The sequence below is a fragment of the Bradyrhizobium canariense genome (genome assembly GCF_019402665.1).
GTDB classification, from domain to species: Bacteria; Pseudomonadota; Alphaproteobacteria; order Rhizobiales; family Xanthobacteraceae; genus Bradyrhizobium; species Bradyrhizobium canariense.
Genome location: NZ_VSST01000074.1, coordinates 1 through 25,239, shown reverse-complemented (window position 1 = coordinate 25,239; position 25,239 = coordinate 1). Strand labels below are relative to the sequence as shown.

The 25,239-nt window shown below is 65.1% G+C and carries 27 protein-coding genes; 16 read left to right on the top strand and 11 right to left on the bottom strand.

Features of this window, described 5'->3' with window-relative positions; genetic code table 11:
- Positions 1–95 precede the first annotated feature (95 nt).
- The gene (locus tag FXB41_RS33160; protein ID WP_219684746.1) at positions 96–563 is read right to left on the bottom strand and encodes a winged helix-turn-helix transcriptional regulator; all 468 of its coding nucleotides are present in this window, start codon (positions 561–563) and stop codon (positions 96–98) included.
- Between the two features lie 121 nt (positions 564–684).
- Between FXB41_RS33160 and FXB41_RS33155 the strand changes: the two genes are divergently transcribed.
- Both FXB41_RS33155 and FXB41_RS33150 read left to right on the top strand, forming a co-directional pair.
- Complete coding sequence (locus tag FXB41_RS33155; protein WP_219684745.1) at positions 685–1,458, top strand: SDR family oxidoreductase; 774 nt, start codon at positions 685–687, stop codon at positions 1,456–1,458.
- Between the two features lie 178 nt (positions 1,459–1,636).
- Complete coding sequence (locus FXB41_RS33150) at positions 1,637–1,819, top strand: hypothetical protein (protein ID WP_007603307.1); 183 nt, start codon at positions 1,637–1,639, stop codon at positions 1,817–1,819.
- A gap of 72 nt (positions 1,820–1,891) precedes the next feature.
- On the opposite strand, the gene FXB41_RS33145 is transcribed toward FXB41_RS33150, so the two are convergent.
- Positions 1,892–2,500, bottom strand: a complete 609-nt coding sequence (locus FXB41_RS33145; RefSeq protein ID WP_007603308.1) for an FMN-dependent NADH-azoreductase — start codon at positions 2,498–2,500, stop codon at positions 1,892–1,894.
- An 83-nt stretch (positions 2,501–2,583) separates the two neighbouring features.
- On the opposite strand from FXB41_RS33145, the gene FXB41_RS33140 reads away from it, so the two are divergent.
- Positions 2,584–2,994, top strand: a complete 411-nt coding sequence (locus FXB41_RS33140) for a winged helix-turn-helix transcriptional regulator (protein WP_219684744.1) — start codon at positions 2,584–2,586, stop codon at positions 2,992–2,994.
- On the opposite strand, the gene dprA is transcribed toward FXB41_RS33140, so the two are convergent.
- Entirely contained in the window at positions 2,991–4,133 is a 1,143-nt protein-coding gene (gene dprA, locus FXB41_RS33135; RefSeq protein ID WP_219684743.1) for a DNA-processing protein DprA, read from the bottom strand. The genes FXB41_RS33140 and dprA overlap by 4 nt on opposite strands.
- 90 nt (positions 4,134–4,223) lie before the next feature.
- On the opposite strand from dprA, the gene FXB41_RS33130 reads away from it, so the two are divergent.
- Positions 4,224–5,468 (top strand): amidase, encoded by a 1,245-nt coding sequence (locus FXB41_RS33130; RefSeq protein ID WP_219684742.1) that lies wholly within the window; start codon positions 4,224–4,226, stop codon positions 5,466–5,468.
- Here FXB41_RS33130 and FXB41_RS33125 read toward each other — a convergent pair.
- The 4 genes from FXB41_RS33125 to FXB41_RS33110 all read right to left on the bottom strand — a co-directional run bounded on the left by FXB41_RS33125 (position 5,465) and on the right by FXB41_RS33110 (position 9,718).
- Entirely contained in the window at positions 5,465–6,673 is a 1,209-nt protein-coding gene (locus tag FXB41_RS33125; RefSeq protein ID WP_219684741.1) for a patatin-like phospholipase family protein, read from the bottom strand. The genes FXB41_RS33130 and FXB41_RS33125 overlap by 4 nt on opposite strands.
- Positions 6,674–6,819: 146 nt before the next feature.
- Positions 6,820–7,416 carry a glycerol-3-phosphate 1-O-acyltransferase PlsY gene (gene plsY, locus FXB41_RS33120; RefSeq protein WP_219684748.1) on the bottom strand — a complete coding sequence of 199 codons (597 nt, stop codon included), beginning with the start codon at positions 7,414–7,416 and terminating at the stop codon, positions 6,820–6,822.
- Positions 7,417–7,463: 47 nt separating this feature from the next.
- Positions 7,464–8,765, bottom strand: coding sequence for a dihydroorotase (locus tag FXB41_RS33115; RefSeq protein WP_219684747.1), 1,302 nt, complete (start codon positions 8,763–8,765; stop codon positions 7,464–7,466).
- Positions 8,766–8,770: 5 nt separating this feature from the next.
- A complete protein-coding gene (locus FXB41_RS33110) occupies positions 8,771–9,718 on the bottom strand; it encodes an aspartate carbamoyltransferase catalytic subunit (protein ID WP_007603315.1) in 948 nt (315 codons plus the stop codon).
- 504 nt (positions 9,719–10,222) lie between these two features.
- Between FXB41_RS33110 and FXB41_RS33105 the strand changes: the two genes are divergently transcribed.
- From FXB41_RS33105 to FXB41_RS33090, 4 genes are all read left to right on the top strand, one after another.
- The gene (locus FXB41_RS33105) at positions 10,223–10,468 is read left to right on the top strand and encodes a hypothetical protein (protein WP_007603317.1); all 246 of its coding nucleotides are present in this window, start codon (positions 10,223–10,225) and stop codon (positions 10,466–10,468) included.
- A gap of 143 nt (positions 10,469–10,611) precedes the next feature.
- Entirely contained in the window at positions 10,612–11,364 is a 753-nt protein-coding gene (locus FXB41_RS33100; RefSeq protein WP_051058558.1) for a M15 family metallopeptidase, read from the top strand.
- A gap of 20 nt (positions 11,365–11,384) precedes the next feature.
- A complete protein-coding gene (locus tag FXB41_RS33095; protein WP_219684740.1) occupies positions 11,385–13,028 on the top strand; it encodes an acyl-CoA dehydrogenase family protein in 1,644 nt (547 codons plus the stop codon).
- Between the two features lie 23 nt (positions 13,029–13,051).
- Entirely contained in the window at positions 13,052–13,813 is a 762-nt protein-coding gene (locus tag FXB41_RS33090) for a CPBP family intramembrane glutamic endopeptidase (protein WP_219684739.1), read from the top strand.
- Here FXB41_RS33090 and FXB41_RS33085 read toward each other — a convergent pair.
- From FXB41_RS33085 to FXB41_RS33070, 4 genes are all read right to left on the bottom strand, one after another.
- Entirely contained in the window at positions 13,810–14,733 is a 924-nt protein-coding gene (locus tag FXB41_RS33085; protein WP_007603326.1) for an AEC family transporter, read from the bottom strand. The two genes, FXB41_RS33090 and FXB41_RS33085, sit on opposite strands and share 4 nt — an antisense overlap.
- 3 nt (positions 14,734–14,736) lie before the next feature.
- Positions 14,737–15,228, bottom strand: a complete 492-nt coding sequence (ruvX, locus tag FXB41_RS33080; protein ID WP_219684738.1) for a Holliday junction resolvase RuvX — start codon at positions 15,226–15,228, stop codon at positions 14,737–14,739.
- A gap of 66 nt (positions 15,229–15,294) precedes the next feature.
- Positions 15,295–15,933 carry a hypothetical protein gene (locus FXB41_RS33075; RefSeq protein WP_219684737.1) on the bottom strand — a complete coding sequence of 213 codons (639 nt, stop codon included), beginning with the start codon at positions 15,931–15,933 and terminating at the stop codon, positions 15,295–15,297.
- A gap of 386 nt (positions 15,934–16,319) precedes the next feature.
- Entirely contained in the window at positions 16,320–17,210 is an 891-nt protein-coding gene (locus tag FXB41_RS33070; protein WP_219684736.1) for a LysR family transcriptional regulator, read from the bottom strand.
- Between the two features lie 95 nt (positions 17,211–17,305).
- On the opposite strand from FXB41_RS33070, the gene FXB41_RS33065 reads away from it, so the two are divergent.
- From FXB41_RS33065 to gatB, 8 genes are all read left to right on the top strand, one after another.
- Positions 17,306–18,280 (top strand): NAD(P)H-dependent flavin oxidoreductase, encoded by a 975-nt coding sequence (locus FXB41_RS33065; protein ID WP_219684735.1) that lies wholly within the window; start codon positions 17,306–17,308, stop codon positions 18,278–18,280.
- 17 nt (positions 18,281–18,297) lie between these two features.
- Positions 18,298–19,374: an NAD(P)H-dependent flavin oxidoreductase gene (locus tag FXB41_RS33060; RefSeq protein ID WP_219684734.1), complete on the top strand. Its 1,077-nt coding sequence runs from the start codon at positions 18,298–18,300 to the stop codon at positions 19,372–19,374.
- A gap of 77 nt (positions 19,375–19,451) precedes the next feature.
- Positions 19,452–19,739 carry an Asp-tRNA(Asn)/Glu-tRNA(Gln) amidotransferase subunit GatC gene (gene gatC / locus FXB41_RS33055; protein WP_007603335.1) on the top strand — a complete coding sequence of 96 codons (288 nt, stop codon included), beginning with the start codon at positions 19,452–19,454 and terminating at the stop codon, positions 19,737–19,739.
- Positions 19,740–19,822: 83 nt separating this feature from the next.
- Entirely contained in the window at positions 19,823–20,035 is a 213-nt protein-coding gene (locus FXB41_RS33050; protein WP_007603337.1) for a hypothetical protein, read from the top strand.
- Positions 20,032–21,507: an Asp-tRNA(Asn)/Glu-tRNA(Gln) amidotransferase subunit GatA gene (gene gatA / locus FXB41_RS33045; RefSeq protein ID WP_219684733.1), complete on the top strand. Its 1,476-nt coding sequence runs from the start codon at positions 20,032–20,034 to the stop codon at positions 21,505–21,507. The genes FXB41_RS33050 and gatA overlap by 4 nt, the downstream gene beginning before the upstream one ends.
- Positions 21,498–21,803, top strand: coding sequence for a hypothetical protein (locus FXB41_RS33040; RefSeq protein ID WP_219684732.1), 306 nt, complete (start codon positions 21,498–21,500; stop codon positions 21,801–21,803). Before gatA ends, FXB41_RS33040 begins: the two co-directional genes overlap by 10 nt.
- Positions 21,800–22,696, top strand: coding sequence for a class I SAM-dependent methyltransferase (locus FXB41_RS33035; RefSeq protein WP_219684731.1), 897 nt, complete (start codon positions 21,800–21,802; stop codon positions 22,694–22,696). Before FXB41_RS33040 ends, FXB41_RS33035 begins: the two co-directional genes overlap by 4 nt.
- A complete protein-coding gene (gatB, locus tag FXB41_RS33030) occupies positions 22,693–24,177 on the top strand; it encodes an Asp-tRNA(Asn)/Glu-tRNA(Gln) amidotransferase subunit GatB (protein WP_007603352.1) in 1,485 nt (494 codons plus the stop codon). The genes FXB41_RS33035 and gatB overlap by 4 nt, the downstream gene beginning before the upstream one ends.
- The last annotated feature ends 1,062 nt before the right edge of the window (positions 24,178–25,239 follow it).

The window sequence follows — 25,239 nt, the reverse complement described above, 5'->3', positions numbered from 1 at the left end:
GCGAGCGCAGCGAAGCAATCCAGAGTCTTTCCGCGGTGGCAGTCTGGATTGCTTCGCTGCGCTCGCAATGACGGGCTGGTGGCAGTTCGACGTTACTAGGCCGGCCGCCGTCGCGGCGCGGGCCGCGGCTTCAGCGTGGTATCGGCTTGCCTAAGCAGCCGCCCGTCCTCGGCGCGCAACTCGAGCTTCTTCACCGGGCGGCCTCTCTCGCGATCGACCAGGATGGTCGCGATCTCCGACGGGCGATCGTCGAATTCCTCGCTCCATTGGCGCAGCGCTACCAACACCGGGAAGACGCCGCGGCCCTTCGGCGTCAGCACATATTCCTGATAGGCGCTGCCGTCGGACGCCGGGGCGGTTGCTAAAATGCCGTGGTCCACGAGTGAGCCCAGCCGGGCCGACAAGATGTTCTTGGCCATGCCTAGCTTACTCTGAAACTCGCCGAAGCGGCGCAGGCCGAACAGCGCCTCGCGGATGATCAGCAGGGACCACCGGTCGCCGATCGCTTCCAGCGAGCGTGCAATCGGGCAGGCGTCGCCCTCGAAGCTCGTTCGTTTCACCATGGTCGGGTCCTTTCGCGATCGCACGGTCCAGTCGCCGTTCACGCGCTCGTGTGGTTGCATGTTAAAACCAGATAGCCTAGATGGCAATCATAGTTTTATGATGCAACCACTGGAGGCGAACGTGAGACTGAAGAACAAGACGGCCCTGATCACCGGCGGCAATAGCGGCATTGGACTGGCAACGGCAAAGCTGTTCGTGGCCGAGGGCGCCAAAGTGGTGATCACCGGGCGCAACAAGGAGACGCTCGAGGCGGCCGCGAACGAGCTCGGGCCGAACGCGCTCGCGCTGACCGCCGACGCCACCGACATTGCCGCGACCGAAGCTGCGATCAAGAAGGGCGCCGGAAAGTTCGGCAAGTTCGACGTCGTGTTCGCCAATGCCGGCATCGCCGGCGGTACGCCGCTGGGGTCGGCCACGCTGGAGGTCTTCGAGAAGGTCATCAGCACCAATCTGACCGGCGTGTTCTTCACCGTGCAGTCCGCGCTGCCTTATCTCAACGACAACGCTTCGATCATCCTCAGCGGCTCGGTGATCTCCGTGCTCGGCATTCCCGGCTATTCGGCGTATGGCGCCGCCAAGGCCGGCGTGCGGGCGATGGCGCGGATCATGGCATCTGAACTGTCTCCGCGCGGCATTCGCGTCAACGTGGTCGCGCCGGGTGCGATCCGCACACCGATCTGGGGACCTGCGACCGCAACACCGGAAGCCGAGAAGGCGTTCGAGAAGCGGATCGCGCTGACGACGCCGCTGGGGCGCATTGGTGAAACAGATCACGTCGCGAAGACCGTGCTGTTCCTCGCCTCCGACGATTCCGCCCATGTGCAGGGCGAGGAAATCTTCGTCGACGGCGGCGCGGTTGCCTCGCCGAGCGGCGCGCCGATCTATCGCGGCTGATCAATCTTGGTGCAAATTGAATCGGTCGGCGCAGCGGCGAGTGGTTGCGCCGGCCGGTTCCCACGTCTCGCGAGCTGTATTTTCTGAACCTTGCGTGAGGCGTTGAACCTTCGCTTGCGCTGCCAAGACACTTTTACGGGCAGGGGGTCACGAAGACTCATTTTCAAGGGAGCCCGATATGCCAAAGGCAGCTCGTATTACTTCCCCGATTTCAGCACCGCGTATTTACACCGAAAACTCCACCATTCCCGCCAAGCGTTCCGACACCTCCGAGTTCATCGGGGTCGCTCTTTTCTCAGGCATCGGCCTGTTCGTTTCCCTCGTCGCCGTCATCCTCGGCATTCAGGGCTCCTGGTTTTAGCTTCGCCGATCGCGCACCGGTCGATCAGCCGCCGCAGGCAATGTTGCGGCGGCTGATGATGTGGGCGTTGCCTCAGGCCGCGCGCAGGCTGGTTGCCGCCTCAAGCGCGCTTGCGAGCGACTTCTCGCGATGCTCCGGCCCGACCTGGATGCCGTCGGCGGTGATGAATTCGGGATGATGGATGCCCATGAAACCGAACACGCCGCGCAGATAGCTTTCGAGGTGCTCCAACGATGCGGCGGGCGTGCCCGCGCCGTAATAGCCCCCGCGCGAGATCGCGAAGATCACGCGCTTGCCGCCGGCAAGGCCCTGTGGGCCATTGGCGCCGTAGCTGAACGTCTTCCCCGCCACCAGGACCCGGTCGATCCAGGCCTTGAGCTGGCTCGGAATGGTGAAATTGTACATGGGCGCGCCGATCACGACGATGTCCGCCGCAAGAAACTCGTCCAGCGCGGCCTTGCTGGCGGCGAGGTCGGGGCCGAGTTCCGCCGGCGCAGGCGCGCCTTGCGCGGCCGCCAGATGCGAGCCGGAGAGATGGGCGAGCGGGCTCTGCGTCAGGTCGCGATACACGAGGTCGAGCGATGGCGTCGCCTGCCTGAGACGGTCGACGATGGCGGCGGAGACCTGCCGGGAAACGGAGTGGGGGCCGAGCACGCTGGAGTCGAGATGGAGGAGTTTCATTCGGGATCACCCTGGTATAAGTTTGTAACCAGAGCTACATGAGTGACTATCGAAATCCCCGCAAGAACGCACCTTTTTGAGCCATGGGCACATCTTTGAAACCTGCGCACATCGATTTGCCTGCCACGCCGATGCCGGATCGCGACCACGCCGACTGCCGTGGCGTCGCCTCGATCCTCGCGCGCGTCGGCGACAAATGGAGCGTGTTCGTGATCATGATGCTGAGTGACGGGCCCAAGCGCTTCAACGAGCTCAAGCGCATGATCAACGGCATTTCGCAGCGGATGCTGACCCTGACGCTGCGCGGGCTCGAACGTGACGGCCTGGTCACACGCACGATCTTCCCGACCATTCCGCCGCGGGTGGATTACGAGCTGACCGATCTCGGCCGCGGATTGCAACAGCCGGTGAGGGCACTTGGCGAATGGGCGATCACGCATCAGCAGCAGATCGCCTCGGCGCGCACGCGCTTCGACGAGCGGAACTCTCCTTAAAGCAGCGAGACCAAGCCACCGCCGTGGCGTTCGAGCCGGCCGGCGAGCTCGAGCTCCAAGAGCACGGTGCGCACGATGGCAGGCGAGGCGCCGGACATCCGCACGAGATCGTCGATCGTGACAGGGGCAGGGCCGAGCAGGCCGGTGATCTGGTCGCGGTCGTGTCCTTGCGGATCGCTTTCGAACGGCTCGCTGTCGGGCTCGTTCGCGGTGCGCATCAGCGGCCGCTCCATGATCGGTGCGACGGCGTTGACGACGTCGGCGGCTTCGGTGACGAGCGTCGCGCCCTGCTTGATCAGATCATTGGTGCCGGCGGCGCGCGGATCGAGCGGCGAGCCGGGCACCGCGAACACTTCGCGGCCCTGTTCGGCGGCCATGCGCGCGGTGATCAGCGAGCCCGAGCGGTGCGCCGCCTCCACCACGACCAGGCCGAGCGCGGCGCCCGAGATCAGCCGGTTGCGGCGGGGGAAGTCGCGGGCGCGCGGCTCATGGCCGAGCGGCATCTCGGAGATCGCAGCACCCTTGCGATCGAGGATCGCTGCGAGCAGATCGCCATGCTCGGGCGGATAGATGCAATCATGTCCGCCGGCGAGCACGGCGATGGTGCCGCTCTCGACACTGGCGCGGTGCGCGGCCTGGTCGACGCCGCGGGCAAGGCCGGAGATGACGACAAAGCCGGCCTCGCCGAGCTCGCGGGCGAGCTGACCGGCGAATTTCAAGCCTGCACCAGAGGCGTTGCGCGAGCCGACCATCGCGATCATCGGCCGCATCAGCGTGGCATTGTCGCCGCGCACGGCGAGCAGCGGCGGCGCATCGTCGAGCGTTGCCAGCCGCGCCGGATAGCCGTCCTCGCCGGGCGCGAGCCAGGCAATTCCAAACTTGCGGCTCGCGGCGAGCTCGGCCTTCGCCTCCTCGGCGCTACAGATGCGCGCCGATCGCTGCGCACCGCCGCGGCGTGCGAGATCCGGCAGCCGCTCCAGCGCCGCGCGCGCCGTGCCGAAATGATCGACCAGCGACCGGAAGGTGCGCGGCCCGACATTGTCGGACCGGATCAGCCGCAGGCGGTCGATCCTGTCGGCTTCGGTCAGCTCTACGCTGGGATTGATGGCGTCCACGGCAGCTCCTTGCAGGCGCAGCATGGAACAACCTGAGGGCGTGGGCAACAGCTGCGTACGCTTGCGCGACCTTGCCCCGATGCTAAAAGCGATCCCAATAAGAAGGGTATTGCCATGATCTCACTTGCCGATCTCCAGCGCCGCATCGAAGCAGGCGAGCTTTCGCCTGAGGCCGCCATCGCGCAATCGCATGCGGCCATCGAGGCGCGGGAGAAGGACGTTCACGCCTTTGTCCGTCACGACAAATCCGCGAAGGCGCAAAGCGCCGGGCCGCTGCGCGGTATCGCGGTCGGGATCAAGGACATCATCGACACCGCCGATTTTCCGACCGAGATGGGATCATCGATCTATCGCGGCTGGCAGCCGCGCGCGGACGCGCCTGTGGTGATGATGCTGAAGCGGGCAGGCGCCACAATCATCGGCAAGACCACGACCACGGCGTTCGCCTCGCGCGATCCGACCCCGACGCTCAATCCGCACAATCTCGGGCATACGCCGGGCGGCTCGTCCTCGGGCTCGGCCGCGGCCGTCGGTGCCGGCATGATCCCGCTGGCGCTGGGCACCCAGACCGGCGGCTCGGTGATCCGGCCCGCCGCCTATTGCGGCACCGCCGCGATCAAGCCGTCGTTCCGGATGCTGCCGACGGTCGGCGTCAAATGCTATTCGTGGGCGCTCGACACGGTCGGCCTGTTCGGCGCGCGCGCGGAAGATCTCGCGCGCGGACTGCTGGCGATGACCGGCCGCACCGAATTCGCCGGCATCGTCCCGGCGAAGGCGCCGCGCATCGGCGTTATCAGGCAGGAGTTCGCTGGCGACGTGGAGCCGGCCGCCGAGGAGGGGCTGCAAGCCGCGATCAAGGCGGCGACGCGGGCCGGCGCCAGCGTGCAGACTATCGATCTGCCGGAAGCGGTGCAGGAGGCCTGGCGCATCCATCCGATTATTCAGGACTTCGAGGCGCATCGCGCGCTCGCCTGGGAATTTTCCGAACGGCACGACGAGATCGCGCCGATGCTGCGCGCCAGTCTCGATGCGACGGTCGGTCTCACACCCAAGGACTATGACGACGCACGCCGGGTCAGCCGCCGCGGTCGCCGCGAGCTTGGCGAGTTGTTCGAGGGGTTCGACGTGCTGCTGACCTATTCGGCGCCGGGCACGCCGCCGGCCAAGGAGCTCGCGAGCACCGGCGACCCCCGCTACAACCGGCTCTGGACGCTGATGGGCAACCCTTGCGTCAACGTGCCGGTGCTCAAGGCCAATGGCCTGCCGATCGGCGTGCAGGTGATCGCGCGCTTCGGCAACGACGCGCATGCGCTGGCGACGGCGTGGTTCCTGGAGCAGGCGCTGGCGAGATCAGGCTAGGCAGGTTCGAGGGCAACGATGCGCTGGCCGGATGCGGCCGGCGCTGCGCTGTGGTCGGTACCTTGCTTGAGCCAGCGCCCGGCGGCCTCGCGGCCGCTGCGGTGAAGCGCGCGAATGAAACCGCGGCCGAGATCGGTGGACGAGCGCTGCGCCAGGCCGTCGACGAAATCTTCCGCGGCGATCCTGGAGAGCCGCAGCGACGATGCGGCCTGCGATTGCGCCCATTCCATCGCCGCGATCTCGGCATTGAGGGCGGCGTTGGCCGCGATCTGGTCCAGCCTGCGGTCGATCGCGGCGAGCGTGATCGGCACGTAGCTGTCACGCGCTGGCGTGACCTGGACCAGCAGGATTTCGGTGCTCGTCGTGTCCTGCACGAGCCGCAGCAGGGGCGGATTGCCGCCGAGGCCGCCGTCCCAATAAGCCTCGCCGTCGATCTCCACCGCGCAATGAACCAAAGGTGGGCAGGTCGAGGCCAGCGCGACGTCGGCCGTGATGGCGTCATTGCGGAAGATCTGCTGCTGCCCATCGCGGATCCGGGTCGCCGCGATCAGAAGCTTAGGGCAGCGGGGGTCGCGCAAGGCGGAAAAGTTGATGTCGCGCGACAGCGCCTGCCGCAGCGGATCGAGATCGAACGGATCGAACTGGCCGGAGCGTAGCGTCGGGCCGAACGCGACCGAGCTTCCCGCCGGCGAGAAACCGCCGATCAGCATCAGCGATCGGAACGAGGCCTCGTGCATCAGCCGGATCCAGAACCGGTTCAGCCGCGCGCGCGCGCCTTCGCGGCCGCCCTCGGCGAAACCGGAAGCGAGCAGCAGCGCGTTGATCGCGCCGGCACTGGCGCCGCTGATGGTGTCGATCGCGATCGATGGCTCTTCCAGCAGCCGCTCTAGCACGCCCCAAGTGAAAGCGGCGAAGGTGCCGCCGCCCTGGAGCGCTAGCGACAATTTTTGCGGCGGCCATGGGTTGGCGCGGGGCCGCGCGGACGCAACTGGCGCCGCGCCGGTCACGGCCTCGACAGTCAGAGGAGCTTGCGCGATGCGAGCAGGCTGCAGCGTCGGTGGCGAAACGGGCACAGGCTTGGGAGCAGGAACCGGCGAGGGCGCACTAGACCAGATATCCGTCGTCGAGAGCAGCCGGCTTGCCGCGGTGCAGGTAGCACCTCGCAAATCGCCATCCTCTTGCGCGCTGACAATCTTCTCGCTCATTCTGAGCAACCGCGTAGAGCCATGCCCACGATCAGGGCCAAGGCCTGGAACCCGTTCGTCCATACAGCCGTGATTCGGCTGCAAGTTGCGAACACCATTTGCGATATAATGCAGAAGGGGTGCCGCGGTATCCGTGGTTTCCCGGCTTATGCCTTCTCGCCGATCCGGCTTTCCTTGCCCGATTGCAGCCGCTTGATGTTCTCGCGATGAGCGTAGAACAGCAGCAGCGTCAGCACCGCCGCCAGTGCGGCGAGTGCGGGCTGGCCGAACCACAACAGGAACAGCGGGGTGATGAACGAGGCCACCAGGGCCGAGAGCGAGGAATAGCGGGCGGTAAAGGCGGTCGCCAACCAGAGCAGGCAGAACACCAGTGCGGCCGGCCAGAACAGCCCGAGCATGATGCCGATATAGACGGCGACACCCTTGCCGCCGCGGAACTTGAGCCAGACCGGGAAGAGATGGCCGAGGAAGGCGCCGAGCCCGGCCAGCATCGCGGCATTGGGACCGGCGATGTAGCCGGCGATCACCACCGCCACGGTGCCCTTGAGCGCATCGAACAGCAGGGTTGCGGCGGCAAGGCCCTTGCGCCCCGTGCGCAGCACGTTGGTGGCGCCGATGCTGCCGGAGCCGATCGAGCGGATATCCTGCGTACCGGCGAGTTTCGTCAGGATCAGCCCGAACGGAATCGAGCCGAGCAGGTAGCCGATGACGAAAGCCACCGGCAGAAACAATTCAAGCGCCATGTCTGCAAATTCCATGTCTGCAAATTCCCTGGCTGCAGCTCCGCACGTCAGACATGCTCGTACACCGTCCGTCCGCCGACAATGGTGCGCACCACGCGGCCTGTAAAGCGGGCCTCGTCGAAAGGCGTGTTCTTGCAGGGCGATTTGAGGTCGGCGGGATCGACCACCCAGGGCACATCGGGGTCGATCACGATGACGTCGGCGGGGCTGCCAGTGCGCAGGGTTCCGCCAGGCAATCCCAAAATCTCGGCCGGCCGGGTCGACATCGCCCGGATCAGCGTCTTGAGGTCCAACTCGTCATTGTGCACGAGGCGAAGGCCCGCCGGGAGCATGGTCTCCAGCCCGATGGCGCCGGGGGCTGCTTCCGCGAAAGGCAGGCGCTTGACCTCGACGTCCTGTGGATTGTGGTCGGACATGATGACGTCGACGAGGCCGGAGGCGACGGCGGCGACCAGCGCGCGGCGGTCGTCCTCGGTGCGCAGCGGCGGCGACAGCTTCAGGAACGAACGGTAAGGGCCGATGTCGTTCTCGTTCAGCGCAAGGTGGTTGATCGAGGCCGAGGCGGTCACGGCGAGGCCGGCGTCGCGGGCGCGCCGGAGGATTTCGAGCGACTCGATGCAGGTCAGCGACGCCGCGTGATAGCGGCCGCCTGTCAGCGCGACCAGGCGCATGTCGCGCTCCAGCATCACGGCCTCCGCCGCGTTCGGGATGCCCATCAGGCCGAGCCGCGAGGCGAACTCGCCCTCGTTCATCACGCCTTCGCCGACGAGATCGCGATCCTCGGTGTAGTGCACGATCAGCGCGTCGAAATCGCGCGCGTAGGTCAACGCGCGGCGCATCACCTGCGCATTGATCACGCTTTTGTCGCAGTCGCTGAAGGCGATCGCGCCGGCTGCCTTGAGGAGGCCGAACTCGGTCATCTCCTCGCCGTGCATGCCCTTCGTCAGCGCCGCCATCGGCTGGATGTTGACGATCGCGGTGTCACGGGCGCGACGCATCACGAAGTCGACGGTCGCCGAGTTGTCGATCACCGGCAAGGTATCAGGCTGGCAGATGATGGTGGTGATGCCGCCGGTCGCAGCCGCCTGGCTCGCGGAGGCAAAGGTCTCGCGATGGCTGAAGCCGGGCTCGCCGACGAAGGCGCGCATGTCGATCAGGCCGGGTGCGACGATCTTGCCGGCGCAGTTGACGACATCGGTGCCCTCGGGGACGCCGGCAGCGCCAATGCCGCGGCGGGTCTCGCGGATGATGCCGTCGGCAATCAGGACGTCGCCGGGGCCATCGAAATCCCGGGAGGGATCGACGACGCGGGCATTGGCGAGCAGGATGGGTCGGCGGTCGGTCAACATGAGCATCACGCGTTCGGCAGGTTGCGGGCGAGCGCTTCCAGCACCGCCATGCGCACGGCCACGCCCATTTCCACCTGTTCGCGGATCAGGGACTGCGCGCCGTCAGCGACCGCAGTGTCGATCTCGACGCCGCGGTTCATGGGGCCGGGATGCATGACGAGGGCGTCTGGCTTGGCGTAGGCGAGCTTCTTCTGGTCCAGCCCGAAATAATGGAAATACTCGGAGGTCGACGGCACGAAGGAGCCGTTCATGCGCTCGCGCTGGAGCCGCAGCATCATGACGATGTCGGCGCCGTTGAGCCCCTCGCGCATGTCGCGCGCGACCTCGACGCCCATCCGCTCGATGCCGGGCGGCAGCAGCGTGGAGGGGCCTACGACGCGGACGCGGGCGCCCATCGCGTTGAGCAGGATGATGTTGGAGCGGGCGACGCGCGAATGCAGCACGTCGCCGCAGATCGCGACCACGAGGCCCTCGAGCCGGCCCTTGTTGCGGCGGATGGTCAGCGCGTCGAGCAGGGCTTGTGTCGGATGCTCATGCGCGCCGTCGCCGGCATTGATCACGGAACCGTCGACCTTGCGGGCCAGCAGTTCCACCGCGCCGGAGGCGTGATGGCGCACCACCAGGATATCCGGGTGCATGGCGTTGAGCGTCATGGCGGTGTCGACCAGCGTCTCGCCCTTTTTGATGGACGAGGATGACACCGACATGTTCATGACGTCGGCGCCCAGCCGTTTGCCGGCGAGCTCGAACGAGGATTGGGTCCGGGTGGAAGCCTCGAAGAAGAGGTTTACCTGCGTCCGTCCACGCAGGACGGTGCGCTTCTTGTCAACCTGGCGGTTGAGCTCGACATATTCTTCGGACAGGTCGAGGAGGCCGGTGATGTCGGCCGCGGAAAGGCCCTCGATGCCCAGCAAATGCCGGTGACCGAGGACGAAGGTCGATTTCGATGTCATTAAAGCGAGAGCTATAGGCGGGGATGGCCGGGGGGGCAAGGGCCAATGCCGGGGCGGGGAGTTATCCCCCGATCTGTACCTCGTCGTCAGTCCAAGGCGAGGCGAAGCAAGAGCAGCGCAATCGGCAAATCCGGAGCGCCATCGCACGCCGGTGACCTGCCGAGGCAGTTATGGCCCAAGCAGGATGGCCCTGTATTTCGATCCTGAGGCCCTACATCTTTTGGGTTTCTCGGATATGTTCAGCAATCCAAAAGCGAGCTGGATACGCAATCAATGACGTCCGACGATATCCCGCAACGAACACCTCAATCTCATTGCCAACTGGCTCAATACATTGGCTGCAGCCATCATGACGGCCGGAACCTTCGTGCCCGCGGCTCAGTTCATCTTCAACATTCTGCCGCCAGGCACGGACACCGGTCTATTGATTGGGATCGGTGCGGTTTGCGTCGTGTTCGGTTTCGCCGTACACTTGGCTGGACACGTTTTCCTGGGAGGTCTCCGATGACCACCAACCAAGTGATCGCCTTGCTTTTCCCGGTAGGGGTCACGGTAGGTGCCGTGCTTACGGGATGGCTGGCGAAGAAACTCTGGGTGGATCGCAAGCCGGAGATCGTCGGTTCAACCCACGTTGACGAGGACATTCTCTCGGCCCTGGGCGAGGCGGAGCGTGCGATCCAGAAAGCCGAGAAAGGCATGCGGGTAAAGGCTTCAGAACCTCTACCGAGGCATCTCTCGCCGCAGCCGTAGGCCAGATCGAGCGAAACGCAGCGTGGTTCGCCGAATTGGTCAAGTTTCATCGGTTCAATGACGCCAGCGTTCGCGCGATCGAGCCACGTGACTTCGAGTTCGCTCTTGTGCTCGCGTCCGAGACTGGGGGAGTTCGAACGCTTTTGGCCAAATCGATTCTGACTGCGCTTGTTGCAATTCTGTCGACCTCATACGTTCACGCCCAATCGCTCCCGGGCGGTTTCGTCTATTTGCACGACATCGATCCCAGCATCATCCAGGACATTCGCTACGCCACCTCGAACAATTTCGTCGGCCGTCCGCTCGCCGGCTACGGGGCCGGCGAGTGCGTGGTGAAGCGGGAGGTTGGGCTGCGGCTGAAAGCGGTGCAGCAGGAACTGGCGGCGCAAAATCTCTCGCTGAAGATGTTCGACTGCTACCGGCCGGCGCGGGCCTCGCTCGACATGGTCAGGTGGTCGCAGAACGGCCACGAGACGGCCGCCGAGCGGCGCTACAATCCCAAAATTCCCAAGACCGAGCTGTTCCGCCTCGGCTACATCGCAAGCCGCTCGCAGCATTCGACGGGGGCGGCGCTCGATCTCACGCTGGTCGATCTCAAGGCGGACAATTCAGGCAAATACGACCCGTCAAAGGCCTACGCTGATTGCACGGCGCCGGTCGAGGCGCGACTGCCGGAGGGCAGCGTCGACATGGGCACCGGCTATGACTGCACCGACGTGAAAGGGCACACCGCCGGACCGACGATCAGTCCGGATCAGCGCGCCTGGCGCAAGCGGCTGGTGGCTGCGATGGCGAGGCAAGGCTTTGTGAACTATGCGAAGGAGTGGTGGCACTTTTCACTGCCGGGGGCGGGAGGGGCGGCCTATGATTTCCCGATCCAGCCGCGGCGGAACTGATTCCGCGCCGAGGACACGAGATGACCCAGCCCAGCTTCGCGACCCACGAGGTCTTCAACCAGTCACCGCCGTTCGAGGACGTCGATCTGTTCGCCGCGGACCAGCCGCTGGTCGCGGCGGTCAGGACCAATGGCGCTGCGGCCGCGGAACCGGAGCTCTCGGAGTTCGGCAAGCATTGGGGCTCGGCAGCGATGGCCGATCGGGGGCGCGTCGCGAACGAGAACACGCCGAAGCTGCGCACCTTCGATGCCAAGGGCAATCGGCGCGACCAGGTCGAGTTTCATCCGGCCTATCATGAACTGATGGCCCACAGCGCCCGTGCCGGCGTGCACAATTCGACTTGGACCGCGGATGGAAGACCCGCGGGCGATGCCGCGGAGGTCATCCGCGCGGCAAAATTCTACATGGCCGCGCAGGTCGAGACCGGCCATCTCTGCCCGATCACGATGACGCGCGCCTCCGTGGCGGCGCTGGCGATGCAGCCTGATCTGCTCGCCAAGGTGATGCCGGTGCTGTCGACGAAAAGCTACGATCCCAGCTTTGCGCCGTGGTGGGAGAAGCGCGGTATGACGCTCGGCATGGGCATGACCGAGAAGCAGGGCGGCACCGACGTGCGCGCCAACATGACGCGCGCGGTGCGCGACGGAGGCGCCTACCGCATCACCGGCCACAAATGGTTCATGTCGGCGCCGATGTGCGACGCCTTCCTGGTGCTGGCCCAGGCAGACCAGGGACTGACCTGTTTCTTCATGCCGCGCTTCGCGCCGGATGGGTCGGTGAACGCGATCCAGTTCCAGCGGCTGAAGGACAAGCTCGGCAACCGCTCCAATGCGTCGTCCGAAGTCGAGTTCGTCGGTGCCTATGCGGAAGCCGTCGGCGACGAGGGCAAGGGCATCCGCACCATCATCCAGATGGTGCAACTGACGCGGCAGGATTGCGCGATCGCCTCGGTCGGCTTGATGCGCTCGGGGCTCGCCCACGCGCTGCATCACGCCCGGCACCGCAGCGTGTTTCAGAAACGTCTGGCCGATCAGCCGCTGATGCAAGCCGTACTCTCGGACATGGCGCTCCATGTGGAGGCGAGCACGGCGCTGGTGATGCGGCTCTGTCGCGCCTTCGATCGGACGCCGTACGATCCGGCGGAGGCCGCCTACATGCCGCTGCTGACGCCTGCGATCAAATACTGGACCTGCAAGAGCGCGCCGCCGTTCCTCTACGAAGCCATGGAATGCCTCGGCGGCAACGGCTATGTCGAGGACGGCATTCTGGCGCGCCACTACCGGGAGGCTCCCGTCAACGCCATCTGGGAGGGCTCGGGCAACGTGATGTGCCTCGACGTGCTGCGCGCGCTGTCGCGCGAGCCGGAGGCGGCGATGGCGGTGCTGCAAGCGCTTGCTGCCGAAACGAACGGTCTGCCAGGGGCAGGCGAGGCCGTCTCGTTCATCGGCAAGACCTTCCGGCGCGCGGACGGCGAGCGCGTTGCCCGCCTTGCGGTCGAGAAGCTGGCGCTGCTTGCGGCCGCCGCCGCGCTCAACGGCGTGTCGCCGCGCCAAGCCGAACTGTTCTCCGCCACACGCCTCGCCGCCAATCACGCCAGCATGTACGGCGCGGTCGAGCTCGAGAGCGGCGATGTGCGCGCGCTGCTGGAGCGGGCGCTGCCGTGAGCCTCTCAAACGAAAGCGCTTTAATGGACTCCCTCAATCCCGATCATCCTCCGCTCATCGAGACGCCGGCGCCGCGGGTCTGGAAATTCTGGGGCACGGCGCTGTGGGGCATCGCTATCTTCGCAGCCATGTTCGTCGGGCAGATCGGGGCCATCGTCTATCTGGTCTGGGTCGCCCGCGACCCTATCGACCTCGCATCACTGCAGCACGTCGGTGGCGAGCCGGCGTCGCTCGCGTTTTCGGTCACGATGGGCCTGCCGGCGACGCTGGCCGCCGTGTGGCTGGCCATCCGCATCAAGAAGGCGTCCTTCGTCGACTATCTCGCGTTGTATTGGCCGTCATGGAAGCAACTCCTGTTCGGCGCCGTCGGGCTGATTCTGATCGTGGTGGCCTGGGAGACGATGTCGCGGAGTCTCGGCCGCGAGGCGACGCCGGGCTTCATGACCGATCTGTTGAAATCCGGCCGTGACAAGGACGCCGCCTTGATGCTGCTGTTCGCCTTCAGCGTGGCGGCGCCGATGTCCGAAGAGGTTTTGGCGCGCGGCTTCCTCTACCGCGGCTGGTCGGCGAGCTTCCTGCGCGTCCCCGGCGCGATCATCCTGTCGTCGCTGCTGTGGACCGTCGTGCACCTGCAATACGACCTGTACTTCCTCGCCGAGGTCTTCTCCATCGGCCTCTGGTTCGGCTACATGCGCTATCGCAGCAACTCACTGTGGCTCACGATCGTGCTGCATGCGCTGAACAATCTGACGGCGGTGGTGCTGACGATGTGGTTGGGGAGTTAGGCCACCAGCGCGATCGCGATCGGCATCGTGATCGCCGCCAAAATCGTCTGCAGCGTGATGATCTGCGCCAGTAGCGGGGCATCGCCGCCCATCTGGCGGGCCAGCACATAGGCGCTGGTCGAGGTCGGCACCGCGGCGCAGATCGCGACGATCGCGAGACTGTCGCCGGACAGTCCGAACCAGACGGCGAGCCCCAGCGCGATCACGGGCATCAGCACCAGCTTGAACACCACGCCGATAGCGGCGCCCGTGCTGGGGCGGAGCAGGCCTTCAAGATGCAGGCCGGCGCCGGTGACGAGCAGGCCGATGGCGAGCGAGGAGCGGCCAAGTGCATCTGCCACCTCATGCCAGATCTTCGGCAACGGCAGATGGACGACGTTGATGACGAGGCCGATCACGCAGGCCCAAATCAGGGGATTGCGAACAACCGTCATGACAACGGTGCGCGCGGATTGCTTCTTCGGCGCTGCGTAGTGGGCGAGCACCGCGACGCTGAGGACGTTGACCAGCGGAATGATCGCCACCATCGCGACGGAGGCGAGCGCCAGCCCGACCTCGCCGAACATATTGGCGGAGACGGACAGCGCCACATAGGTCTGCCAGCGGATCGCGCCCTGGAAGATCGAGGTGAAGGCGGGGCCGTCGATATCGAGCCGCGACAGGGCCGGGCGGAGCGCGAGGCAGAGCAGCGACATCGCGAGCGCCGAGAGCAGCAGCGCGCCGCCGACGCCTGCGACCGGGACCTTGGACAGGTCGGCCTTCACCAGCGTCTGGATCAGCAGCATCGGAAACAGCACGAAATAGGTCAGCCGCTCCAGCCCGTTCCATTGCGTATCGAGCCGCATCAGCGTGCGCTTTAGCACCACGCCGAGCACGATCAGGATAAAGACGGGGAGGAGCGCCGCGATCACGACGGCCATGGATCAGTCAGGCCCCGGGGCTGCGCGCAGATTGGCGAGGCGGTCGAGCGCGCCTTGCAGGATGAAGATCGCGGCGTGCTCGTCGATCACTTCGGCGCGCTTGGCGCGGCTGACGTCCATGCCGATCAATTCGCGCTCGACCGCGGCAGTCGATAGACGCTCATCCCAGAGGCCGATCGGCAGCGCGGTCAGGCCAGCGAGGTTGCGGGCAAACGCCCGGGTCGATTGCGCGCGCGGGCCCTCGCTGCCGTCCATGTTGATGGGCAGGCCGAGCACGAAGCCGACGGCCTTGCGTTCACTGGCAATCGCGAGCAGCCGGGCGGCATCCTGCTTGAACGCCTTGCGCTGGATGGTCTCGACGCCGGTCGCCAACCGGCGGTCCGGATTGGACACGGCAACGCCAATGGTCTTGGTACCCAGATCAAGGCCGACCAAGCCGCCGCGTTCCGGCCAGCGGGTTGCAGCATCGACGAGAGGCAGGATAAGAGCCGGCATGGGACTAGCGCATATCACGCGTCGCGCTGCGGTGCTACAAAATGGAAAAGCCGCACGAAAGGCGGCTCAGACGGCGACGATGCGCCCCTTAATTGCGAATAGATCGGGCGGCTCATAGCGCCTGAATTGCTCTGCAACCTCCAAGCCCGGTGGCGGCTCACCAATCACCGAGCTCTCTTCCCGTATCTGGAATCCTGCCTCGCGGAATAGTCGCAAGTAGTCGCTGTGGCGCAGCCGATTGACGTACTGCTTGCCACTGTTGAACGGTCGCCACTGTTCATCCGAATAGCGGAGGAAGTTCAGTCTCGAAACTGACTTGTCCGACCTGGCATAATGGTCGCTATAGTCGATTGAATGCGTCGTGAGGCCATTGGTGACGGCGCGCAATCCCTTGAGAAGGGTTACAAGCTGGTCTGCCGGCACGTGCTCCAGAACCTCGTTCGAGCAGGAGCAATCCACTTTCGTTCCGTCATCGTTCACATAGTAAGGGGCCCGATACTCAATCCCCGACCGCGCAAGGTCATCCCAAGTCTCGAACTTGCCGCCGAGCCTGCTTCCTGCATGCCGGATCAGATCTAGCTTCGCCAGCCGCTCGACGTCGCATGCGATGATCTTCGGCACGCCAAGCGCCCTGAGGGCGATAGGAACGGCCAGATCGCGTCCGGCGCCGATTTCCAAGACCGATCCAGGAAGCGCATCGCTCACGGCACTGTAGTCCGCTACAACGCGCCGGGCGATTCCGGCAAGAGCATCAAGCGTAGCATCTCGGCGAGGCCAGGTGGCGCTGCAAGAAGTAGTGCGCCTGAGCCCCGCCGGGGAGATCGAGCGCACGGAACGCAAGTGCTTTAAGCCGCCAATCCATGGCCTTGCCCTACTATGGGTCGAACGAATTGTCGAGGAGACCGAGTTGCGGGGGCTGCCGGGATCGCATGTTCGCCGTGACGGCGATGCTGGTCCCTGGAACACCGCAGCCAATGGTTCGTGGTGCTGTTCGCCATGTCCTGCGTGCCCGGTTCGGCTTAAGGCTTCCTGCAAGGGGCCTAGCCGTTCGACGTGGTCGAGGCGATCTGGGCCACTGCGGCGCTGGGGTCTCAGGCCGCGATGAATTCGTCGTCCTGCTTCAGGCAGGCGGAAAACCCGTTCAGCGCGCTGGTTTGATGTCCGGCACGACGCTGGATGAAGAGCGTCTCGACCTGCGCGTGCGAATGGCTCAGCGCGTGCATCGACACGCTGCCATTGATCGCGCTGCGTTCGACCACGGCGCGCGGCAGCAGCGTCACACCCATATCGGCGGCGACACAGCCGATCATGCCGTCGAGCGTGCCGAGCTCGAAGCGTGCGGCTGACGGCCAGCCGAACTCGACAAAGATCTGTTCCAGCCGCTGCCGGTAGGTGCAGCCAGTGCGGAACGTCAGCGCGGTCGGGCCGGATTCCGGCGTGCCGGCACGCAACTCGGCGAGCGTGGCCCAGCGCCGCGCACTGACCAGCACCAGCTCTTCGCGGAACGCGCTTGTCGCGGTGAGATCGGCATGCGCGATCGGACCTGCGACGAAGGCGCCGTCGAGCGTGCCTTCGAGCACGCACGCTACGAGGTCGGCGGTGGGCGCGGTGCGCAGGCTCAGCCGGACGGCGGGAAAGCGGCGATGAAAATCGGCCAGCAGCGGCGGCAGCCGCACCGCCGCGGTCGTTTCCATCGAGCCGATCGCGAGCGGTCCCTTGGGCTCGCCGTCGTCGCAGGCCGCGAGCACGGCCTCGCGCGCGAGCGCGGACATCCGTTGCGCGTAAGGCAACAGCCTTTTGCCCGCGCCCGTCAGGGTCATGCCGCGGCTATGGCGTTCGAACAGCGGTGTACCGATCTCCGCCTCCAGCGCCTTCACGCGCTGGGTCACGTTCGACTGCACCGTGTTGAGCTCTTCGGCCGCGCGGGTGATGCCGCCGGTGCGGGCGACGGCAGCGAAGGTCTGGATGTCGCTGAGTTCCATAATATCGTTTCTCTTTTGAGATGGTAGCGTTCGTTAGAATTCAATTTTAGAGAATGGTATTCTGGACTAATGTTCGTGTCGAGAGCGGAGGAGCCATGCCGATCATCACGCCGCTGACCCAGCTCCTGGGGATCAAACATCCGATCCTGCTGGCTCCAATGGACACGATCGCCGGCAGCCGGCTGACGCGGGCGGTCAGCGAGGCCGGCGGCTTCGGGATCCTGGGTGGTGGCTACGGCGATCAGGAGCGGCTCGAGGCCGAGACCAGGCAACTGAGCGGCTCTGCTTCGTTCGGTATCGGCTTCATCACCTGGAGCCTCGCAAAAAAACCAAGACTTCTCGACATCGCACTCGACGCCAATCCGCAAGCGATCATGCTGTCATTCGGCGATCCCGCGCCATTTGCAGCGCGCATCAGGACGTGCGGGGTGCGCTTGATCTGCCAGGTGCAGAGCGAGGACATGGCGAAGCAGGCGCTCGACGCCGGTGCGGACATCCTGATCGCGCAGGGTACCGAAGCCGGCGGCCACGGCGCATCGCGCACCACCGTCGATATCGTACCTGCGATCGTCGATCTCGCGGCCGGGCGGGTGCCGGTGGTTGCCGCCGGCGGAATTGCCGATGGTCGCGGGCTGGCCGCAATGATGATGCTGGGCGCCTCCGGCGTGCTGATCGGCACGCGCTTCTATGCCAGCGTGGAGGCCAATGGCGCGGAGGAAGCCAAGCAGCGCATTCGCGACGCTGATCCCAATGACACGGTGCGCGGCGTCATCGTCGACTGGTCGCGCAGCCTGTTCTGGCCGGCCCCGTTCACCGCGCGAACGCTGGTCAACGATCATATCAGGCGCTGGACGGGCCGCGAGATCGAGCTGATGCAGCGCGCCGCCGAGGTGACCGTCGAATATGCCGCGGCAAAGGCCGCGGGCAATTTCGAGGTCGCCGCGGTCTTTGCCGGCGAGGCTGTCGGCCTGATCCATGATATTCCGTCCGCCGCCGAAATCGTCGAACGGATTGCGACCGAGGCCGAGCAACTGCTAACCGGCCGGCGAAATTCCAGCGTGTCCGCCTAAACTGCGAGAGAACAACCATGTGGCCGAACCGTCGACTGATCGATCTCTTCAAGACCGAATTCCCGATCGTGCTGGCGCCGATGGCTGGCGTGATGGACGCGGAGCTGGTGATCGCCGTTGCGCAAGGCGGGGGGCTCGGCTCGCTACCGAGCGCGATGCTGTCGCCGGACAAGGCACGCGAGCAGGTCAACATCATCCGGCAGCGCGTCTCCGCGCCGGTGAACATGAATTTCTTCTGCCACACACCGGTCGAGCTCACAGCCGAGGCGGAGGCGCGCTGGAAGCAGCGCCTCGCGGGCTACTACAATGAGCATGGCCTCGATCCCGCCGCACCCATCAATGCCGCGAACCGCGCGCCGTTCGACGCCGGCTTCTGCGAGGTCGTGGAGGAGCTGAAGCCCGAGATCGTCAGCTTCCACTTCGGCCTGCCGGAGGCCGCGCTGCTCAAGCGGGTCAAGGCGGCCGGATGTCTCGTCATCTCCTCGGCGACCACGGTGAGGGAAGCGGTCTGGCTCGAGCAGCACGGCGCTGACGCGGTGATCGCACAAGGCGCGGAGGCCGGCGGTCATCGTGGCATGTTCCTGACCGACAAGATCTCGGAACAGCCCGGCACCTTCGCGCTGGTGCCGCAGGTGGTCGACGCGGTGAAGGTCCCGGTGATTGCGGCCGGCGGCGTTGCGGATGGCCGCGGCATTGCAGCCGCCTTCGCGCTCGGCGCGGCCGGCGTGCAGATCGGGAGTGCCTATCTGCGCTGTCCGGAATCCAAAGTCAGTGCAGCGGCACGCGCGGCGCTCGCCGAGGGGCGGGATGATTCCACCGTTATCACCAATGTCATGACCGGGCGGCCGGCGCGCGGCGTCCAGAACCGCCTGATGCGCGAGGCCGGCCCGATTTCGCCGGACGCGCCGCCATTTCCCCATGCCGCAACGGCGCTGGGACCGCTGAAGGCGGCTGCCGAAAAGCAGGGCAGGGTAGATTTCACCAATCTCTGGGCCGGACAGGCGATCGCCCTCGGCCGCGAGGTCCCGGCAGCCGAATTGACCCGGGATCTCGCCAAAACGGCCCTGGCTCGCCTGAAAGCTCTCGCCGGATAGGTCCCCGCCGCCGGTTGCGGCGCAAAAGCGGCCTCTGCTATACGGCACTTAGGTTTTGCCGTGAGAGGCCTTATATAATGTCCGTCGACGCCGCTACCGTCCGCCGCATCGCGCATCTGGCGCGCATTGCGGTTTCCGAGGGCGAGGTTCCGCATCTGCAGGGCGAGCTCAACGCCATGCTCGCCTTTGTCGAGCAGCTCTCGGAGGTCAATGTCGAGGGTGTGGAGCCCATGACCTCGGTCACCCCGATGCAGATGAAGAAGCGGCAGGATTTGGTCAATGACGGCGAGATCGCCGACGATATCGTTGCCAACGCGCCCGCGACCGAAGGTCACTTCTTTCTGGTGCCGAAGGTCGTCGAGTAACTTGCATAGCGTTTTCGAGCGAAGTGGAAGCCGGTTCGCGTAAAGAATACGCGTCAAACTAAAGAGTCTTAGGACGTGGTCCGATGTGCATGCTTTGCGACGACGAGAAGGCCTATCAGGCCTATATGAACTATCTCGACAAGATGGAGCGGCAGGGCAAGGCCGCCGACCCCAATGTCGCCGTCAATGCCGTGCTCGACGAGATCGAGGCGGCGGCCAAAGCGTCCGCCAAAAAAGACGACCCGGCCAACGACAAGTCCCTGTCTCCGTTCTTCTGCAGCCCGATCAATAAATGACCGATTTGACATCGCTGACGCTCGCCGAGGCCCGCAAGGGCCTTGCGGCCAAGACTTTCACGTCCCTCGAGCTGACCGACGCGCATCTGAACGCGATCGAAGCCGCGCGTGTGCTCAATGCTTTCGTCATGGAGACGCCGGACCAGGCGCGGACCATGGCGCGCGAGGCGGACGCCAGGATCGGGAAGGGCGACGCGGGGCCGCTCGCCGGCATTCCGCTCGGCATCAAGGACCTGTTCGCGACGAAGGGCGTGCGCACCACGGCGTGCTCGAAAATCCTCGGCAATTTCGTGCCGACTTACGAGTCCACCATCACCTCGCAGCTGTGGCGCGACGGCGCGGTGATGCTGGGCAAGCTCAACAATGACGAGTTCGCGATGGGCTCGTCGAACGAGACCTCGTGCTTCGGCCCGGTCGGCAATCCCTGGCGGCGCGACGGAAGCAACGCGACGCTGGTGCCGGGCGGCTCGTCTGGCGGCTCGGCCTCCGCCGTGGCCGCGTTGCTCTGCATGGGCGCCACCGCGACCGACACCGGCGGTTCGATCCGCCAGCCGGCGGCGTTCACCGCAACGGTCGGCATCAAGCCGACCTATGGCCGCTGCTCGCGCTGGGGCATCGTCGCCTTTGCCTCCTCGCTCGACCAGGCCGGTCCGATCGCGCGCAGCACGCGCGATGCCGCGATGCTGTTGCGCTCGATGGCCGGCCACGATCCGAAGGACACGACCTCGGTCGACATGGCTGTGCCGGACTACGAGGCCGCGATCGGCAAGTCCGTGAAGGGCATGAAGATCGGCATTCCCAAGGAATACCGGCTCGACGGCATGCCGGCCGAGATCGAAAAGCTTTGGGAAGCGGGCGCGGCCTGGCTGAAAGCGGCAGGAGCCGAACTCGTCGAAGTGTCACTGCCACACACCAAATACGCGTTGCCGGCCTATTACATCGTGGCGCCGGCGGAGGCGTCCTCCAACCTCGCGCGCTATGACGGCGTGCGCTACGGCCTGCGCGAGCAGGGCCGCAACATCAACGAGCTCTACGAGAACACCCGCGCCGAAGGTTTTGGCGCCGAGGTGAAGCGCCGCGTCATGATCGGCAGCTACGTGCTCTCGGCCGGCTACTACGACGCCTATTATTTGCGCGCCCAGAAGGTGCGCACGCTGATCAAGAAGGACTTTGAGGATTGCTTCGCCAAGGGCGTCGACGCGATCCTGACGCCGGCGACGCCGTCGGCGGCCTTCGGCATCGGCGAGAAGGGCGGCGCGGACCCTGTCGAGATGTACCTCAACGACATCTTCACGGTGACGGTGAACATGGCGGGCCTGCCGGGCATCGCGGTGCCCGCCGGCACGGACGCGCAGGGCCTGCCGCTCGGCCTGCAGTTGATCGGCCGTCCCTTCGACGAGGAGACGCTGTTCTCGCTCGGCGAGGTGATCGAGCAGGCCGCCGGCCGCTTCACGCCAGTGAAATGGTGGTGAACATGGCGGCGTTTATCGGCAGCCTCGACGGCGCCGCGCCGCCGCCGGATCTCAGCGCGCCGCTCGCCGCACTGTGGTGGGCCGCCAAAGGCGACTGGGACCAGGCGCACAGAATCGTCCAGGACGAGAGCAGCCGCGAGGCCGCCTGGGTGCACGCCTATCTGCACCGGGTCGAGGGCGACCTCGGCAATGCCGGCTATTGGTACCGCCAGGCTGGCCAGCCCGTGGCCACGGATTCGCTTGAAGCAGAATGGCAGCGCATCGCCGATACGCTGGGTGGGAGTGCATCCGCATGAGCGAGCCTGGTTTCACGGGTCCGAAAGCGAAGCCGGAGGATTTATTCGGCCGTTTTCGCGAGATCGTTTCCGATCCGCTCAACCTCCTGATCGAGCGCGTCCCGATGGCCGGCCTCGTCGAAGGCGACCAGGTCTATCTGCATAACGGCCTGAAGGTTCCGGGCATCGGGCCCGGAGCCTATTACGGACCTTTCAGCAGTGTGCTCATCATCAATCGCGGCGTCCACGAGCCGCTGGAAGAATATGTCTTCCAGGAATTGCTGAAGCGGCTGGGCGAGGCGCCCTCGATGATCGAGCTCGGCGCCTATTGGGGCCACTATTCGATGTGGCTCAAGAAGGCGCGGCCCAAGGCAGAGGTCATCCTGGTCGAGCCGGATCCCGCTTGCCTGAAGACCGGTCAGGATAATTTCGCGCGCAACGGACTGCGGGCCGAATTCGTCAAGGCCTTCGTCGGCAAGGGCAAATTCGAGGTCGACGCCTTCTTCAGGGACAGGAAGATCAAGCATCTCGACATCTTGCATGCCGATATCCAGGCCTTCGAGGTCGAGATGCTGCAAGGCGCGGAGAGCGTGCTCGCCAAGCGCCGCGTCGATTATCTCTTCATCGCAACCCATTCGCAGGCCCTCCATGACGAGGTCGTCGATCGTCTCAAGGCGCACGGCTACCGCGTTGAGATCTCCAGCGATTTCGAGGAGCAGAGCACGTCGTTCGACGGCTTCGTGTTCGCCTCCTCGCCGGAGGTCGACGCGCTGTTCGGAGAGATTGAGGTGATGGGCCGCCGCGAGATCGCGTTGCGCCAGCCGGCCGATGTGCTTCGGTCGCTCAACGGGCTTCTCGAAGCCGGTGAAGCGCGAGCGGTCAAGGGACCAGTAAAGGAACCAGTCAAGCCATGAACGCACCTGCCGCACCCCACAAGCTTCTCAAGGGCTCAACCGGTGACTGGGAGATGGTCATCGGCCTGGAGGTCCACGCTCAGGTGACGTCGAACGCGAAGCTGTTCTCCGGCGCCTCCACCGCGTTCGGCGGCGAACCGAACTCGCATGTGTCGCTGGTCGACGCGGCGATGCCGGGCATGCTGCCCGTCATCAACGAGGAATGCGTCAGACAGGCTGTCCGGACCGGCCTCGGGCTGAACGCGCAGATCAATCTGCGCTCGGTGTTTGACCGCAAGAACTATTTCTATCCGGACTCGCCGCAGGGCTACCAGATCAGCCAGTACAAGTCGCCGATCGTCGGCGAAGGCGAGGTCGTGGTCGAACTGGACGGAGGCAAGACCGCCACGATCGGCATCGAGCGGCTGCATCTGGAGCAGGACGCCGGCAAATTGCTGCACGATCAGTCGCCGACCATGTCCTATGTCGATCTCAACCGCTGCGGCGTGGCGCTGATGGAGATCGTCTCGAAGCCCGACATCCGCGACGCCGAGCAGGCCAAGGCCTATGTGACCAAGCTGCGCTCGATCCTGCGCTATCTCGGCACCTGCGACGGCGACATGGAGAAAGGATCCTTGCGCGCCGACGTCAACGTCTCCGTGCGCAAGCCGGGCGCGCCGCTCGGCACCCGCTGCGAGATCAAGAACATGAACTCGATCACCTTCATCGGCCAGGCGATCGAGTACGAGGCCAGGCGCCAGATCGAAATCCTCGAGGACGGCGGCGCGATCGACCAGGAGACCCGGCTCTACGACCCCAACAAGGGCGAGACGCGGTCGATGCGGTCCAAGGAAGAGGCGCACGACTATCGCTACTTCCCCGATCCCGACCTGCTGCCGCTGGAGTTTTCGCAAAGCTTCGTCGACGAGCTGAAGGCTGAGCTGCCCGAGCTGCCAGACCAGAAGAAGACGCGCTTCGTCGCGGATCTCGGCCTGTCGGCCTACGACGCCAGCGTGCTGGTCGCCGAGCGCGAGAGCGCGGTGTTCTACGAGACCGTGCTGGAGAAGCTCGCCAACCGCGCGCGCGATGGCAAGGTCGCCGCGAACTGGGTGATCAACGAGCTGTTCGGTCGTCTCAACAAGGAAGGCCGGGATATTACGGACTCTCCGGTCGATGCCGCACAGCTCTCCGGGATCATCGACCTGATCGGCGAGGGCACGATCTCCGGCAAGATCGCCAAGGATCTGTTCGAGATCGTCTGGCAGGAGGGCGGCGATCCCCGCGCGCTGGTCGAAAGCCGCGGCATGAAGCAGGTCACGGATCTTTCGGCGATCGAAAAGGTTGTCGACGACATCATCGCGGCCAATCCCGACAAGGCGGCGCAGGTCAAGGACAAGCCGCAGTCACTCGGCTGGTTCGTCGGCCAGGTGATGAAGGCATCCGGCGGCAAGGCCAACCCGCAGAGCGTCAACGAGCTGCTCAAGTCCAAGCTCGGCATCTGACCTCGCGCGTTCGAACGAGGTGACGGACGGGCGTCGTCACCTCGCTTCGGTTCGCGATGCGACGCTCGCGCGCATCCTCGGCGACGAACTTCATCCCGATCGAACGCGATACGCCGACCGAATCGCCGTCACGCGATTCGCGCAAAACGGCGACTTGCACGCGCTCTGACGAGCGTTCGCGCCGTTAATCATGAAAATATTTTCGTTGCCAAAAGTCGCGACTCAGAGTCCGCGAAACGCCTTCGCGAGGCGCTCGCGCGATCGGCAGGATGCATCATTGCAACGATCGCGCGCGATGCGCGCGCGCAAAAAAATACTTTCTGCATAGCGTTTTTCTGCAATCGCATCTCTCGCAAAGGTCGATGCTGCGGGCACTCTCCGCGATCGCAAGCACACGTCATGCAGACCGCTTGCATCGCGTTCGCCAAGCGCAGGCGCGTTGCGTCGTCAACACTTCTTTAAGCGAGACGCTGTTTTTTTCGTTGTGTTGGTGTATTCGGGATGAGTGTGCACTCGATCCCCGACTGCATGCAGCGATTAAGCCATCTCACACATCGGAGGGCAACATGGCCAAGAAAGCTAAGAAGGCAAAGAAGGCGAAGAAGGCGAAGAGCGCAGTGAAGAAGACTGCGAAGAAGACCCGCAAGGTCGCCAAGAAGAAGTAACTTCGCTTTTTGAAGTTGCCGGCTCCTAGAGAGCCGGCACGTCATCAGCGCCTCTCAAAAGGTTCTGGTCGACGATAGAGGGTGTCGGCGAGACATCAGGTCAACGGTCGGATCGTTCTCTTTCGCGGGTTCGCTCGCCAAAGGCCGGTCCGGCAGAAGAAACAAGTTTTCTTCGTTCGTGCGGTTCTCCGTAAGGGGCTCCGCAATTTCACAAGTGGCCTTCGGGCCAACGTGGAAGCTGGTCCTGACGTGTTCGCCGACGCCCTCGTTCTGATGAGGCCGGGGTATTGCCGGCATTCTCATATCCCGACATTGTTGATCTGACCGCGGCATGGCCGTTCTGCCGTTGAGCAGGCGGGTTCGCATATGAGGTCTCAGCGGCGCCTGAGCGAGCGCC

What these genes read in the sequence shown, in the direction of transcription:
- FXB41_RS33160 (WP_219684746.1), bottom strand. Translation starts at nt 563, where the DNA reads ATGGTGAAACGAACGAGCTTCGAGGGCGACGCCTGCCCGATTGCACGC.
- FXB41_RS33150 (WP_007603307.1), top strand. Translation starts at nt 1,637, where the DNA reads ATGCCAAAGGCAGCTCGTATTACTTCCCCGATTTCAGCACCGCGTATT.
- FXB41_RS33145 (WP_007603308.1), bottom strand. Translation starts at nt 2,500, where the DNA reads ATGAAACTCCTCCATCTCGACTCCAGCGTGCTCGGCCCCCACTCCGTT.
- FXB41_RS33140 (WP_219684744.1), top strand. Translation starts at nt 2,584, where the DNA reads ATGGGCACATCTTTGAAACCTGCGCACATCGATTTGCCTGCCACGCCG.
- dprA (WP_219684743.1), bottom strand. Translation starts at nt 4,133, where the DNA reads ATGCTGCGCCTGCAAGGAGCTGCCGTGGACGCCATCAATCCCAGCGTA.
- FXB41_RS33130 (WP_219684742.1), top strand. Translation starts at nt 4,224, where the DNA reads ATGATCTCACTTGCCGATCTCCAGCGCCGCATCGAAGCAGGCGAGCTT.
- FXB41_RS33125 (WP_219684741.1), bottom strand. Translation starts at nt 6,673, where the DNA reads ATGAGCGAGAAGATTGTCAGCGCGCAAGAGGATGGCGATTTGCGAGGT.
- plsY (WP_219684748.1), bottom strand. Translation starts at nt 7,416, where the DNA reads ATGGCGCTTGAATTGTTTCTGCCGGTGGCTTTCGTCATCGGCTACCTG.
- FXB41_RS33115 (WP_219684747.1), bottom strand. Translation starts at nt 8,765, where the DNA reads ATGTTGACCGACCGCCGACCCATCCTGCTCGCCAATGCCCGCGTCGTC.
- FXB41_RS33110 (WP_007603315.1), bottom strand. Translation starts at nt 9,718, where the DNA reads ATGACATCGAAATCGACCTTCGTCCTCGGTCACCGGCATTTGCTGGGC.
- FXB41_RS33105 (WP_007603317.1), top strand. Translation starts at nt 10,223, where the DNA reads ATGACCACCAACCAAGTGATCGCCTTGCTTTTCCCGGTAGGGGTCACG.
- FXB41_RS33095 (WP_219684740.1), top strand. Translation starts at nt 11,385, where the DNA reads ATGACCCAGCCCAGCTTCGCGACCCACGAGGTCTTCAACCAGTCACCG.
- FXB41_RS33090 (WP_219684739.1), top strand. Translation starts at nt 13,052, where the DNA reads ATGGACTCCCTCAATCCCGATCATCCTCCGCTCATCGAGACGCCGGCG.
- FXB41_RS33085 (WP_007603326.1), bottom strand. Translation starts at nt 14,733, where the DNA reads ATGGCCGTCGTGATCGCGGCGCTCCTCCCCGTCTTTATCCTGATCGTG.
- ruvX (WP_219684738.1), bottom strand. Translation starts at nt 15,228, where the DNA reads ATGCCGGCTCTTATCCTGCCTCTCGTCGATGCTGCAACCCGCTGGCCG.
- FXB41_RS33070 (WP_219684736.1), bottom strand. Translation starts at nt 17,210, where the DNA reads ATGGAACTCAGCGACATCCAGACCTTCGCTGCCGTCGCCCGCACCGGC.
- FXB41_RS33065 (WP_219684735.1), top strand. Translation starts at nt 17,306, where the DNA reads ATGCCGATCATCACGCCGCTGACCCAGCTCCTGGGGATCAAACATCCG.
- FXB41_RS33060 (WP_219684734.1), top strand. Translation starts at nt 18,298, where the DNA reads ATGTGGCCGAACCGTCGACTGATCGATCTCTTCAAGACCGAATTCCCG.
- gatC (WP_007603335.1), top strand. Translation starts at nt 19,452, where the DNA reads ATGTCCGTCGACGCCGCTACCGTCCGCCGCATCGCGCATCTGGCGCGC.
- FXB41_RS33050 (WP_007603337.1), top strand. Translation starts at nt 19,823, where the DNA reads ATGTGCATGCTTTGCGACGACGAGAAGGCCTATCAGGCCTATATGAAC.
- gatA (WP_219684733.1), top strand. Translation starts at nt 20,032, where the DNA reads ATGACCGATTTGACATCGCTGACGCTCGCCGAGGCCCGCAAGGGCCTT.
- FXB41_RS33040 (WP_219684732.1), top strand. Translation starts at nt 21,498, where the DNA reads ATGGTGGTGAACATGGCGGCGTTTATCGGCAGCCTCGACGGCGCCGCG.
- FXB41_RS33035 (WP_219684731.1), top strand. Translation starts at nt 21,800, where the DNA reads ATGAGCGAGCCTGGTTTCACGGGTCCGAAAGCGAAGCCGGAGGATTTA.
- gatB (WP_007603352.1), top strand. Translation starts at nt 22,693, where the DNA reads ATGAACGCACCTGCCGCACCCCACAAGCTTCTCAAGGGCTCAACCGGT.